This is a genomic window from Arcobacter defluvii (assembly GCF_013201725.1).
Taxonomy (GTDB): Bacteria; Campylobacterota; Campylobacteria; order Campylobacterales; family Arcobacteraceae; genus Aliarcobacter; species Aliarcobacter defluvii.
This window is the reverse complement of the sequence record NZ_CP053835.1, coordinates 1776350-1789370: the sequence shown is the minus strand read 5'-3', so window position 1 is coordinate 1789370 and position 13021 is coordinate 1776350. Positions and strand designations below refer to the sequence as shown.

The 13021-nt window shown below is 24.4% G+C and carries 15 protein-coding genes; 12 read left to right on the top strand and 3 right to left on the bottom strand.

The features are described 5' to 3' along the window. Window positions 1–11 precede the first annotated feature (11 nt). Complete coding sequence (locus ADFLV_RS08980) at window positions 12–839, bottom strand: flagellin (RefSeq protein WP_129010560.1); 828 nt, start codon at window positions 837–839, stop codon at window positions 12–14. A gap of 127 nt (window positions 840–966) precedes the next feature. On the opposite strand from ADFLV_RS08980, the gene ADFLV_RS08975 reads away from it, so the two are divergent. From ADFLV_RS08975 to hemH, 10 genes are all read left to right on the top strand, one after another. Then, window positions 967–1293: a DUF309 domain-containing protein gene (locus ADFLV_RS08975; RefSeq protein ID WP_014474447.1), complete on the top strand. Its 327-nt coding sequence runs from the start codon at window positions 967–969 to the stop codon at window positions 1291–1293. Then, window positions 1290–1805 (top strand): 3'-5' exonuclease, encoded by a 516-nt coding sequence (locus ADFLV_RS08970; RefSeq protein ID WP_129010561.1) that lies wholly within the window; start codon window positions 1290–1292, stop codon window positions 1803–1805. Before ADFLV_RS08975 ends, ADFLV_RS08970 begins: the two co-directional genes overlap by 4 nt. 66 nt (window positions 1806–1871) lie before the next feature. Next, window positions 1872–2828 carry a YbgA family protein gene (locus ADFLV_RS08965; protein WP_129010562.1) on the top strand — a complete coding sequence of 319 codons (957 nt, stop codon included), beginning with the start codon at window positions 1872–1874 and terminating at the stop codon, window positions 2826–2828. Continuing rightward, window positions 2828–4180 (top strand): cryptochrome/photolyase family protein, encoded by a 1353-nt coding sequence (locus tag ADFLV_RS08960; RefSeq protein ID WP_129010563.1) that lies wholly within the window; start codon window positions 2828–2830, stop codon window positions 4178–4180. Before ADFLV_RS08965 ends, ADFLV_RS08960 begins: the two co-directional genes overlap by 1 nt. Next, complete coding sequence (locus ADFLV_RS08955; RefSeq protein WP_129010564.1) at window positions 4167–5576, top strand: NAD(P)-binding protein; 1410 nt, start codon at window positions 4167–4169, stop codon at window positions 5574–5576. Before ADFLV_RS08960 ends, ADFLV_RS08955 begins: the two co-directional genes overlap by 14 nt. A 28-nt stretch (window positions 5577–5604) precedes the next feature. Beyond that, window positions 5605–6312 (top strand): SIR2 family NAD-dependent protein deacylase, encoded by a 708-nt coding sequence (locus tag ADFLV_RS08950; protein WP_129010565.1) that lies wholly within the window; start codon window positions 5605–5607, stop codon window positions 6310–6312. Then, entirely contained in the window at window positions 6313–7308 is a 996-nt protein-coding gene (locus ADFLV_RS08945) for a sensor histidine kinase (RefSeq protein WP_129010566.1), read from the top strand. Between the two features lie 5 nt (window positions 7309–7313). After that, window positions 7314–8015 carry a LytR/AlgR family response regulator transcription factor gene (locus ADFLV_RS08940; RefSeq protein ID WP_228712363.1) on the top strand — a complete coding sequence of 234 codons (702 nt, stop codon included), beginning with the start codon at window positions 7314–7316 and terminating at the stop codon, window positions 8013–8015. An 80-nt stretch (window positions 8016–8095) separates the two neighbouring features. After that, on the top strand, window positions 8096–8545 hold the full coding sequence (locus ADFLV_RS08935) for an SRPBCC family protein (RefSeq protein WP_129010568.1): 450 nt from the start codon (window positions 8096–8098) through the stop codon (window positions 8543–8545). Window position 8546: 1 nt separating this feature from the next. Continuing rightward, window positions 8547–9482, top strand: a complete 936-nt coding sequence (gene hemH / locus ADFLV_RS08930) for a ferrochelatase (RefSeq protein ID WP_129010569.1) — start codon at window positions 8547–8549, stop codon at window positions 9480–9482. On the opposite strand, the gene ADFLV_RS08925 is transcribed toward hemH, so the two are convergent. Then, the gene (locus tag ADFLV_RS08925; protein WP_129010570.1) at window positions 9483–10349 is read right to left on the bottom strand and encodes a GGDEF domain-containing protein; all 867 of its coding nucleotides are present in this window, start codon (window positions 10347–10349) and stop codon (window positions 9483–9485) included. It abuts the gene before it with no gap. A 216-nt stretch (window positions 10350–10565) separates the two neighbouring features. Between ADFLV_RS08925 and ADFLV_RS08920 the strand changes: the two genes are divergently transcribed. Then, window positions 10566–10880, top strand: a complete 315-nt coding sequence (locus tag ADFLV_RS08920) for a helix-turn-helix domain-containing protein (protein ID WP_129010571.1) — start codon at window positions 10566–10568, stop codon at window positions 10878–10880. 6 nt (window positions 10881–10886) lie between these two features. Here the strand turns inward: ADFLV_RS08920 and ADFLV_RS08915 are convergent, their stop codons facing one another. Further along, window positions 10887–12113 carry a DEAD/DEAH box helicase gene (locus tag ADFLV_RS08915; RefSeq protein WP_129010572.1) on the bottom strand — a complete coding sequence of 409 codons (1227 nt, stop codon included), beginning with the start codon at window positions 12111–12113 and terminating at the stop codon, window positions 10887–10889. Between the two features lie 258 nt (window positions 12114–12371). On the opposite strand from ADFLV_RS08915, the gene ADFLV_RS08910 reads away from it, so the two are divergent. Next, complete coding sequence (locus ADFLV_RS08910) at window positions 12372–13010, top strand: hypothetical protein (protein ID WP_129010573.1); 639 nt, start codon at window positions 12372–12374, stop codon at window positions 13008–13010. Window positions 13011–13021 lie beyond the last annotated feature (11 nt).

Sequence of the window (13021 nt, the reverse complement as noted above, 5' to 3'; positions counted from 1 at the left end):
TTGAGCTTTTTTTATGAAAGAAGTCTTAAAACAGTTTGCTGATTTATATTATTTGATTGGGCTTGTCCAAAAGCACCAATTTGAGCTAATATATTTTGTTTTGAAAAGTTTGAAGATTCTTTTGCATAATTTGTATCAAAAAGTGAAGCAGCACTCAAAGTGCTTGTTTGTTGAGTTAGAAGATTTCTATTTGAACTTTCTAATTGATTTTGAACAGAACCTATATTTCCTCTAATATCATTTAAATTACTTATTGCATTATCTACAGTTTCTAAAAAACTTTTTGCTGTATTTGAGTCAAAAGTAGTTGGACTTTGATTTACTAAATTTGTAAGTCCTAATCCTTGTGTGTTCGATTGTACTCCACCTGATTCAATAATATCTTGACCAACTAATCCAGTTTGATACTGCAAAGTTTGAGAAGAAGATGTATCTGTTTGACTATTTTGAAGTAATGTTGTTCCATTATAGTTTGTATTACTTGCAATTTTATCAAATTGTTCTAGTTGTTTTTGTATATCTTTTAATATTGCATCTCTACCTTCTTGGCTTGTTGTATCAGTTGAAGCTTGGAGAAGTTTTTCTTTTACATTATTTAAAATATTTGATTGTTCATTTGTTGCACCTGAAGCTATTTGAGTTGCTGCAATTGCTGAATTTGTATTTTCAATAGCCTGCGCATAACCATTTGATTGTGTTAATAAACTGTTTGCAATTGACAAACTAGAAGCATTATCACTTGATTGATTTAGTTCAACACCAGTTGCTATTCTTGTAAGTGCTTGATTTGCATTTAAATAAACATTTTGATTTAAGACAGAGTTTGAATTTATTTGCATGATAAACTCCTTTAAAATTAATTCATCTTACTATTTAATCATAGTATTTATTGTTTTAAAATATTATTAACCAATTAAAATTATTATTAACTTTTGATACAATATAGAAACTAAAATAGGCTAAAAAATGCAATTAAATGAAGAATTAAATGACATTATTTTTCTATTAGAAATAGAAAATTTTATTGAAGCACATAATAAATTAGAAGAACTTTGGAAAAAATATAAAAATGATGAAAAAACAAGAGAGGAATCATTTATTTTAAAAGCTTTTGTAAATGCAAGTGTAAGTTTTGAACTTTTAAAAATGCAAAGATTTGAACATGCATCAAACGTTTGGAATACCTATAAAAAATATGAAGATTTAATAGAAAAACTATATACTACGAATTCAAAAAATTATAAAAAGATAAAAGAAATAGTTTATAAAAAAAGAGAAAAATATATAAAATGATAATTTTAGATTTTGAAACAAATAGTTCAAATATTGGTGATGTAATAGAAATAGCAGCTGTTAAAATAGACAAAGATTTTAATATCTTGGATAAATTTCATAGATATTATTTATCACGATTTCCAGTGAATTTTTACTCTTATGCAGTTCATAGATTAACTCCTGATTTAATTCTTGATTATAGAAAAGATAAAAATTATAGTTCATATTTCACTGAAGATGAAGATTTTGAAGAGTTTTGTTTTGGAACTCAAACTTTAATTGCTCATAATATAAAGTTTGAATTAAGACATATAAACAATCGAGTTAAATTTGAAAATCATATTTGTACAATGAATGAAAATAAAAAAATAGTAAATGTTTTTGGAAAAAATGGAAGAGTAAAAAATCCAAAACTTGATGAAACTTGTTTATATTATGGAATAGAGTTTGATGGAGAAAAATATCATAGTGCAACTTATGATGTGACAAAGACTTATGAGATTTTAAAAAGAATGAATTTGAATCTATAAACTGAATAAATTTACCTACAAATAGACCTTTTTTTGTTATAAAATAAAATAAAAAAAGGATTTCTCATGAAATTAGGAGTTTCTGCTTGTTTGATTGGAACAAAATGTCGATATGATGGTGTAGGAGCAACTGATAAGTTTATAGTTGATGTTTTACAAAAATATTTTGAAACATCATCTTATTGTCCAGAAACTATAATTTGGGGAAGTCCACGAGAAGCTATTCGACAAACTTTAGATGAAAATGGGCAACTAAAAATTGTAACTTCAACAAAAAATCCAAAAGATGTAACAACTGAACTTGAAAATATCTCAACTGAATGTGCAAATAGAATTGAAAATGATGATTTATGTGGTTTTATTTTAAAATCAGCATCTCCTACTTGTGGAATGGAAAGGGTAAAAGTTTACAAACCTTTTAATGCACCTAGCGTGAAAAATGGTGTTGGAGTATTTGCAAAAAAAATAAAAGAAAAATATCCATATTTACCAGTTGAAGAAGAGGGAAGATTGATTGACCCTTGGCTTAGGGAAAATTTTTTGATGCAGATTTTTGCATATCAACATCTATTTGAATTTTTAAAATCAAATCCAACTTTAAATGATTTGGTGATTTTTCATACTTCTTATAAATATTTAATCTATTTAAAATCTCAAAAAGCTTATACAACTTTAGGAAGAATTGTTGCAAATAAAGATAAAAAACAATTAAATGAAATTTTAGCAGAGTACAAAGAAGAGTTTTTAAAAGCGATAAGTTTAAAAGGAAGTGTAAATAAAACTTACAACGTACTTCTTCATATTTTTGGATATTTCAAAAAGCTAATCACAAAAGAAGAAAAAGAAGAGATTTTACAAGCTTTATCTGAGTATAAAGAAAAAATTATTCCTTTGATTGCAGTTATGAAACTTATAAATTTATATGTAAAAAGATTTGATGTACAGTATTTAAAAATCCAAAAATTTTTAAATCCATATCCAAGTGAATTAGCTTTACGAAGTGATATTAAGGCTTATAAATAATGAAACAAATTTTGTGGTTTAGAAGAGATTTAAGAGTAACTGATAGTGCAATATTAGCTAATGCTAAAGATGAAGTGTTGCCTATTTTTATATTTGATAAAAATATCTTAGATAAACTTTCTAAAGATGATAAAAGAGTAACATTTATCTATAAAAATGTTTTAAAATTAAAAGAAGATTTAAAAAGTATTGGGCTTGATTTAGCAATATTTTATGGAACTCCTAAAGAAGTTTTTGAAAGTCTAAAAAACAAGGGTTTTGATACTATTTTATGTTCAGTTGATTTTGATAATTATGCAAAAAAAAGAGATGAAGAGATATCTAAAATCATTGCAATGGAAACTTTTACAGATTCATTTATAATTCATCCAAAAGATGCTTTAAAATCTGATAAAACTCCATATAAAGTTTTTACTCCTTTTTATAAATCACTTAGTTTTATTTGGGAAAGTGAGAGTTTAGTTTTATTTGAAAGAAATAAAAATCTAAAGAAAATAGAGTTTGATTATGATGTTATTCTAGGTTTACAGGATTTAGGATTTATAAAACAAAAACTACCAGAATTTTTAGAAAAAAATGCAGATGAACTTATAGATGAATTTTCTTTAAAAATTTCAAATTATCAAGAAGATAGAGATTTTTTTTATAAAAATGCAACTTCAAATCTAGCTGTTCATTTACGATTTGGTCTTATAAGTCCAAGGGAACTTTTTAATAAAATAAAAAAAGTAAGAGCAATTCAAAGTCAAAAAGATTTTTATATACGAGAGCTTTTTTGGAGAGAGTTTTATAACTATATTTTGTTTCATTTCCCAAAAAGTGAGTTTGAAAATCTAAATGAAATTAAAGTAAATTGGTCTTTAAATGAAGAAAATTTTCAAAAATGGTGTGATGGAAATACTGGAGTTCCTCTAATTGATGCAGCTATGAGATATTTCAATTTAACTGGAACTATGCACAATCGTTTAAGAATGATTGTTTCTTCATATCTAACAAAAAATTTGCTTATAGATTGGAAAAAAGGTGAAGAGTATTTTGCTTCAAAACTACTTGATTATGAAGCAAGCTCAAATATTGGTTCTTGGCAATGGGCTGCTAGTACTGGTGCTGATGCTGTGCCATATTTTAGGATTTTTAATCCATATTTACAAAGTGCAAAATTTGATAAAGATGCAATTTTTATAAAATCAGTAATCTTAGAATTAAAAGAGGTAAATCCTAAACTAATCCATACTGAAAATGGTGTTCAATCAAATCTATTTTTAAATTATCCAGCTCAAATAGTAAGTATTGAATTTTCAAGAAATAGGGCAATTGAAGAGTTTAAAAGAGCAAACAATGAAAAAAGTTGAAATTGCAGTAATTGGCAGTGGAATTGGTGGAGCAATGATTGCTTCATTAAATCAAAAAAAAGATTTAATACTTTTTGAAAAAGATAAAAACTTAGGTGGTTGTGCTTCTACATTTAAACGATTTGGAGAATTTTTTAACGCGGGAGCCACAACTTTTGTAGGATATGAAGAAAATCATGTAATAAAAAAAATATTTGATGAAGTTGGATTAAAGCCTGAGCTAATTGAGAGTCATGTGGCAATTAGAACTATTCAAAATAAAAAAATAGTTGATAGAGTTGAAAATTTTGAAGAGTTTTTATCAAATTTAAATAGTGTTTATTATCATGAAAACAATAGAATTTTTTGGAAAACCATAAAAGAAATAGATGAAAAATTTTGGAAATTAAAAAATATTTATTTTTCAAAATATAGTTTTAAAGCATACGCTAAAACAGCACTTTTTATAGTTGAACTTTTCAAAGAGTTCGGATTTTTATTGTTCAAAACAGCAGATGGATATATAAATGAAGTTTTACCAAATATTTCAAAAGAGTATAAAGCTTTTATAGATTCACAACTTTTGATAACTTTACAAACAACTTCTAAAGATTTGTCACTTCTTGCTTTGAGTTTAGGATTATCTTATCCTTTTCACAAAGTTTATTACTCAAATGGTGGAATGGGAAAAATAGTTGAAGATTTATTAAAAGAGGTAAATGTATCAAATAAAGAAGAGATAATTTCTATAGAAAGATTTGAAGATAAATATAAAATAATTTCGACAAAAGATGAATATTTAGCTTCAAAAGTTATATTAAATTCTACAATATTTGAGAGTTCAAAACTTTTTTTAGATGAAGATATAAAAAGATATTATGAAAAGTTTTCATTCAATGACCAAAGTGCTTTTGTTGTTTATTTAAAACTAAACTCAAAAGAGAACTTTTTACATCACTATCAAATAATTTTAAAAGAGAATATTCCAAATTGTATATCAAACTCTTTTTTTGTTTCGTTTTCTGATAAAAATGATGAAAAACTCTCAACAAATGGTTATTCTATAACTATATCAACACACTCAAAAGCTATTTTTTGGGAAAGTTTGACTAAAGAAGAGTATGAAAATAAAAAAGAAGAGACAAAAGATTTTATTATAAATGAGTTTTTAAAAAATTTTGATTTTGTAAAAAAAGAGGAGATTTCTATATCTTTTGCTGCAACTTCTAAAACTTTTAATAGATATATAAATAGAACAAATTGTGGTGGTAAAGCAATTACTTTAAAAAATATTTTAGAACTTCCTAGTTGTAATACTCCTTTTAAAAATTTATATAATGTTGGTGACACTATTTTTGCAGGACAAGGTTGGCCAGGGGTTGCTATTGGGGCTGATATTTTGAATAAAATGTTATAATGAAAAATATATATTTTTAGGGATAAATATGGCGAAAGTAATTATTTTAAGTGGTGCAGGAATTAGTGCAGAATCTGGAATCTCGACTTTTAGAGATAGTGGTGGATTATGGGAAAATCATAAAATAGAAGATGTTTGTATGTTAGGTTGTTTAGAAAAAAATAGAGTTGCAACTTTGAATTTTTATGATTCAAGAAGAGTTGAATTAAAAGATAAAGAACCAAATCATGCCCATAAAGTAATAGCTAATTTAAAAGAAAAATATAAAGATAAAATAGCAGTTATCACTCAAAATGTTGATGATATGTTTGAAAAAGCTGGATGTGTTGATGTTTTACATTTACATGGTTTTTTGAAAGAAGTAAAATGTGAAAGTTGTGAAAATATAGTTGATATCTCTTATGAAAAACAATTAGATAATTTTAAAGTTTGTCCAAAATGTGATAATTTTTTACGTCCTAATATTGTATTCTTTGGTGAAATGGCACCTAAATATCAAGATATGTTTATGGAGTTTAATGATTGCGAAGTTTTAGTAGTAATTGGAACAAGTGGAGCTGTTATAAATACTGATATGTTTTTAAATCCGGATATTAAACTTTCTATTTTAAATAATATAGAGCCAAGTGATTATTTGATGGAAGAGTTATATACAAAAGTATTACATAAAGAGGCTACAAAAGCTATTGATGAAATAGCTTTTGATATTGAAGAATTTTTAAGAAATGGAAAATAAATGAATATAGTTGAATTAAAAATATCACCAAAAGATTGGCTTTATATAATCATAATTGGTGCATTTTTTGGATTTTTTATCTCTTTATGTTTCTATTTTTTAAGTTATGATTTACAAAATATTTCAACTATTATTTTTAGTACAAGTACAGCTATCTTTATTTCTTTATTTGCATTTTTTTTGATAACGATTTCAAATAAATTTATTCTTCCAAAAGTGAAAAAAAAGTTTTGGTATTTGATTAGTTTTATTTTCTCTTTTTTATCTGGATTTGTTGGTTTTAGTTTTTCATTTTTACTTTTTTCTTTTGCTGATTTAAAGATTTTAAATATTATTTCACCTTTTTGGATTTATATATCAATCACCATTGGATTTTTGACTTTTTTAGTTGGATTGATTTTACATCAGTTTATTTCTATGAAATACAAAAATGAAGAGATAAAAAATCAAATTTTAGAGACAAAATTGAAAGCTTTAGAAAATGAACTAAATCCTCATTTTTTATTTAATGCTTTAAATTCTGTATCAGAATTAATTTATCAAGACCAAAAAAAAGCTGAAAATGCAGTTATTCAAATCTCGAAATTTTTAAGAAATGCTATAAATAAAGAGAGTTTAATAACTTTAGAAACAGAACTTTCTATGGTAAAAACTTATGTAAATATTGAAAATGTAAGATTTGATGAAAAAATTGTTTTAAAAATTGATGATTTTGAAGAGTTTAAAGATATAAAAGTTCCAAAATTTTCAATTCAACTTTTAGTAGAAAATGCGATAAAACACGGATTTATAGGTGCTATTATAAATATAAATATAAAGTTTGATAAAAATAGTATTATTGTAATAAATGATGGAAAAATAACTACAAATCCAAAATTTGGTACAGGATTATCAAATCTTCAAAAAAGATTAGAGTTACAAAAAATTGGAAATTTAGAGTTTGAGATAGAAAATGAAAAAATGAAGTTTATAATAAAAATAAAGGATAAATTTTGAAAGTAATGATTGTTGATGATGAAAAATTAGCTCTTGATAGATTAAAAAGATTATTAAATGAAAATGGAATTGAAGATATTACAGAGTTTAATAATCCAGTTGTTGCACTAAAAGAGATAACTAAAACAAAATTTGATGTCGTTTTTTTAGATATTTCTATGCCAAATATTAGTGGTTTTGAACTTGCTGATTCGATTATAAATATCGAGCCAAAAACTTTTATAGTTTTTCAAACAGCTTATGAAGAGTTTGCTTTAAAAGCTTTTCAAAGTGGAGGAATGGGTTATTTAGTTAAACCAATTGAATCAAATGATATAAAAAATATTTTAGAAAAAATAAGATTATTTAAAAGTTCAAATGTAGATGAATCAAAAAAGATATTAGGGAAAAGAGGAGATAAACTCTATTTGATAGATATAAATGAGATTTATTATATAAAAGCTGACCTTGATGAAGTAATAATAAGAATAAAAGAAGCAGATGCTTATGTAAGAAGAAAAATAGGGGATTTAGAGACACTTTTAAATGGAAAAAATTTCTTTAGAATTCATAGGTCTTACATCGTAAATGTTGATAAAATAAAATCTATGAGAAGTGTAGAACAATCAAAACTTGAAATATCTTTTGATGGAATTGGTGAAATAATAACAAGTTCAAAAGAGGGTGCTAAAGAATTTAGAGAGTATATAGAAAGAAGAAGCTTATAAACCTACAAAAATGACCTACTAAACTTGCTTTTATTTTTGTAAATTATCCTTGTATAAAAGATTTATACAAGGAGCAAAAAATGCAAACATTTATAAAAAGTTCATATATAAACTGTGATATTAAATCTTTATTTGATTTTCATATTGATACAAATAATATAAAAAAAATAACTCCAACTGATACAAAAGTAGAATTACTAACAAAAGATTTTAAACCACAAATTTCAAAAATATTAAAAATCAAAAGTACAAAATATTTTATTCCTATGCTTTGGGAAGTTAAAATAGAAAAAATTGATGAACCAAGTTTGTTGGTTGATGTGGCTTTAAAATCACCTTTTGCTTTTTGGGAACACAAACATATATTTATAAAACATGGAAATATGAGTGAATTAAAAGATGTAATTACATTTAATATGCCATTTGGAATTTTTGGAAAATTATTTGAATGGTTTGTTAGAAATGATTTGCAAAAAATGTTTGATTATAGACATAAAATTACAAAAGAAATTTTAGAAAATAGGAAATAACTTGAAAAAAGCAATAATATTGATGAATATGGGTGGACCAAATAATTTAGATGAAGTAAAAGTTTTTCTAAAAAATATGTTTAATGATAAATATATTATAGGTGCTCCTCAACCAATAAGAGCATTAATTGGTGCAATTATTGTTTCAAAAAGATTAGAAATAGCAAAAGAAAATTATAGAAAATTAGGTGGAATTTCTCCAATAGTTGGTCACACAAAAAGATTAGTTAGACGTTTATCAAAAATAGTTGATGCTGATGTTTTTTATGAGATGAGATATACATATCCTTTTGCAAAAGATATTTTAGAAAAAGTAAAAGATTATGAAGAAATTTATGCAATTCCTATGTATCCACACTATTCAACTACAACAACAAAATCATCTTGGGAAGATTTAATCAAAGTTGCTAAAAATCTAAAAATAGAAAATAAAATAAAAACAATAGATAGTTATTATGACAATGATTTTTATAACAAAGCTATAGTTGAGAGAATAAAAGAGGCTTTAAAAGATGATGATTCAAACGATTTTGAGCTTATTTTTTCAGCTCATGGATTAACACAAAGAACTATAAATAAAGGTGATTTATATCAAAAACATATTTTAGCAAATGTTGAATATGCAAAAAAAGAGCTTGAAAAACAAAATATAAGATTTAAAAAAATTCATATGGCTTATCAATCAAGACTTGGTCCAATGGAGTGGTTACGTCCATATATGGAAGATAAACTTAAAGAAATTAGCTCAAAGGTGATTGTTTATCCTATATCTTTTACTGTTGATAATTCAGAAACTTTAGGAGAATTGGTTCTTGAGTATGGCGAATTAGCACATGAATTAGGAATAAAAGATTATAGGGTAGCAAAGGCACCAAATCATCATCTCTATTTTTTAGAAGCTTTAAAAGAAATTTATGAGGAAATGAAAAAATATTAATCAACACTCAATTTTATCTCTACCTAATCGTTTTGAAGTATATAATAATTCATCAGCTTTATGTATTACTTCATTGATTGATTTTTCTAAAGTTGCTTCTACAATACCAAAAGAACAAGTTATTTTTATTTCAAAAGAGTTTGTTGAAAAAATCTTTTGATTTATTATTTCTTTTATCCTGTTTATAATAAATAGAGCTTCATTTATAGAAGTATTTGGTAATAAGATTAAAAACTCATCATCTCCCCATCGAGAAATAGAATCATATTCTCTCAAATTATCTTTTATTAGTTTTATTAATTCTTTTAATATGAAATCCCCTGAACTATGAGAATAAGTATCATTTATAAATTTAAAAAAATCAATATCAAAATAAACAAGAGAAAAAGCTTTTTCTCCTCTTTTCATTTCAGAATGTTCTTTTTCTAAAAATTCAAGAAATATTTCTCTATTCCATGCTCCAGTTAATTTATCCAATTGATTTCTAGTAAAATCAAATCTTAATATAATTTCATTAAGTGAAGTTGTTAATTTCTGATAGTTAAAATGTAAATTATCAAATAATTCTTCTGTTATTATTTTATTTTCTAAATGATTTAATAATATATTATTGATCAAAAAATGAAATTTTTTATGAGTTCTTAATAGTTCATAATAGTTTTTTTGAGAATCTATTTTTGAGATAAATTGAATAAATTCTTTAAAAGAATGATTAGTATATTTTTTTATAATTTCTTTTTTTATTGTTTTTTTACAAATTATTTCTCTTATTGTATTATTATAAATAAAAGAACATTTAAAGATAAATTTATTACTTTTAGAAATAACGTCTTCAATCTCTTTTTTTGTATAAATATGTATTGCCAACTATTAGACCTTTTTTATTTTTTACAATAATCATAAAAATTTTGATTGTATTGATACCTTATTTTACATAAAATAAAAATTTTGGTAGAATAGCCGGTTAATTGGCTATTTAAGTATTAAAATAATTCCCTTAATAATTTTATTACTACTGAAATAGTAGCAAATTATTACTCCGTTGTCAGTAAAAATGGAAAAATTTTACTATAAAGAAATAAAATGTTGCATTTGAGATTGAAAGAAGCTAGAGAAAAAGCAGGTTTAACCTTAGAAGAGTTAGCAAAGAAAATAAATATTTCAAAAAGAACTCTTCAGAATTATGAATCTAATAAAAATGAACCAACAGTAAGTATTGTTAATAAAATAGCAGAATTTTGCTATGAAGATGAAATTTATTTACTTACTGGAAATAGTGAAATAAAGATAAACTATGAAAAAGAAATTTTGAAAATGCTAAATAATTCGACTAAAGAAGAAAAGGAATATATATATCATCTAATTAAAGTTGAATATATCAAAAATAAAATATCTTAAGATATTTTATTTTCGGAAACTTCTATTTACATCTCTTTTTGTAGTTTTTTTCTTTTTTGCTACTTTTTTTGGAGTATTTGTTTTTGTATATCCTGTTTTTTGAGCAGTTTTTTTAGCTTCTGCTTTTTTAACGCTAAGTTGTTTAGGTCTTGCTTTAAAAAGTCTTGGTTTTTTTTCTGTTGTTTCAAAACCTTCAATCTCAATTCTTGGAATATTTATGATTAATTCTTTTTCAATTTCAATCATAAATTTATAATCTTTTACACTTAAAAGAGTAATAGCCGTTCCAGCATTTCCTGCACGTCCAGTTCTTCCAATCCTATGTGTGTAATCAGCTATTGTTTCTGGTAATGCAAAGTTTACAACAACAGGTAAAAGTTCTATATCAATCCCACGTGCTGCAATATCTGTTGCAACTAAAACTCTAATATCACCTGATTTGAATTTTCTTAGAGCTTTTGCTCTTGCAGATTGTCTAACATCTCCATGAATACACTCAGCAGGAAGTCCATCAAGTTCTAAATGTGCTACTAAATCATCTGCTTCTTTTTTCATATTTACAAAAACTAAAACTTGAGAATAGTTTCTTGATCCAATTAAGTATGATAATAGTTCAGCTTTTTTATGCGCATCAACTAAAACTATTTGTTGTTCTATTATTTTTACACTTGAACGTTGACTTGCAACTTCTATTACAACAGGGTCTGTTAAAAATTCTTTTGCAAGTTTTTTTACATTTTGATTCATTGTTGCACTAAACATCATAATTTGTCTATGAGGTCCAACATTTGGAAGAATTTTTTCAATATCTTCTAAAAATCCCATGTCAAGCATAGTATCAACTTCATCAATTACAACTGTTGTAACACTTGATAAATCTACTGTTTTATTTTTTAAGTGTTCCATCAATCTTCCTGATGTTGCAACTAAGATATCAACACCTTTAGCAAGTTTTCTTTCTTGTTCTTTTGAAGAAACTCCACCAAAAACAGCAAGTCTTTCTATTTGTAAATATTTTGCATAATCATCAACAGCTTTTGCTATTTGAGTTGCAAGTTCCCTTGTTGGAACTAATATTAAAGCTCTTAAAATAGGTAAACTATTTGTTTGCTTTTTTTCAATTAATTCTTCTAAAATAGGTAATAAAAAAGCTGCTGTTTTTCCTGTACCACTTTGAGCTGCAGCTAAAATATCTCTTCTTTTTAAGGCTACTGGAATTGCTTTTTTTTGTATTTCAGTTGCTTCTTCATATTCTAAATCTTTTAATGCATTAATAATTTTTTCATCTAAGTTTAGTGATGTAAAAGTTTTAATAATTTTTCCTTTTAATCTTAATTTTTTAGCGATTATATCTAAAAAGATATTAGTTTTAAATTTTACTTAAAATTTTGAATATTAAATGTATAATTTTTTTGTTTATTAAAAATTTATTAAATCTTTTGTATTAATTGAATAAAATAATATTTCAATATTATTATTTAGGAATAATTTTTGTTAGATATAAAAATATTAATTTTAATTTCTTTTTTTAGTTTGATTTTTTTAATGATAACAAGTTTAATTTTTTACTTTAAATTACCTCATAGAAAATATCCTAAATATTTTGCACTTTTTTCAGTGCTTTTTTTTATAGGTCAAGTATTAACTACTTTAAGAAATGTTATTCCTGATTTATTATCTATAATAATTGGAAATATAGTATTGATTTTAGGATACATATTTTTATATATTGGAATTCGTGATTTATTGAATTTAAATGCAAAATGGCATGATCGTTATTTTATTCCTATTGGAGTTATTTTATTTGGTTTAATTTTGTTTACATATGTTTATTACGATGTTGCGATGAGAATAGTTATATTTTCAATTTTTTGTATTATTTATGGTTTTATTATAACTTTATTATTTTGGAAAAATAGAAGAAAAGAATTTGAAATTTTTGATTTAATATCTTCATTATTATTTTTTATTGGAGTTATTATGTTTACTGTTCGAACTTTTAAAGCTTCAAATATTAAATTTCCCATAAATTATCTTGCTACGACAGATTTAATGATTACTTTAGTATATTTATATCTGTTTTTTATAACAATATGGTTGAGTATTTTGTTGATAAAATCTTCAAAATAGATAATTTTATA

Coding starts and splice junctions, on each gene's coding strand:
- ADFLV_RS08970 (WP_129010561.1), top strand. CDS start 1,290: ATGATAATTTTAGATTTTGAAACAAATAGTTCAAATATTGGTGATGTA.
- ADFLV_RS08965 (WP_129010562.1), top strand. CDS start 1,872: ATGAAATTAGGAGTTTCTGCTTGTTTGATTGGAACAAAATGTCGATAT.
- ADFLV_RS08975 (WP_014474447.1), top strand. CDS start 967: ATGCAATTAAATGAAGAATTAAATGACATTATTTTTCTATTAGAAATA.
- ADFLV_RS08945 (WP_129010566.1), top strand. CDS start 6,313: ATGAATATAGTTGAATTAAAAATATCACCAAAAGATTGGCTTTATATA.
- ADFLV_RS08960 (WP_129010563.1), top strand. CDS start 2,828: ATGAAACAAATTTTGTGGTTTAGAAGAGATTTAAGAGTAACTGATAGT.
- ADFLV_RS08955 (WP_129010564.1), top strand. CDS start 4,167: ATGAAAAAAGTTGAAATTGCAGTAATTGGCAGTGGAATTGGTGGAGCA.
- ADFLV_RS08950 (WP_129010565.1), top strand. CDS start 5,605: ATGGCGAAAGTAATTATTTTAAGTGGTGCAGGAATTAGTGCAGAATCT.
- ADFLV_RS08935 (WP_129010568.1), top strand. CDS start 8,096: ATGCAAACATTTATAAAAAGTTCATATATAAACTGTGATATTAAATCT.
- ADFLV_RS08920 (WP_129010571.1), top strand. CDS start 10,566: ATGTTGCATTTGAGATTGAAAGAAGCTAGAGAAAAAGCAGGTTTAACC.
- ADFLV_RS08940 (WP_228712363.1), top strand. CDS start 7,314: ATGATTGTTGATGATGAAAAATTAGCTCTTGATAGATTAAAAAGATTA.
- ADFLV_RS08980 (WP_129010560.1), bottom strand. CDS start 839: ATGCAAATAAATTCAAACTCTGTCTTAAATCAAAATGTTTATTTAAAT.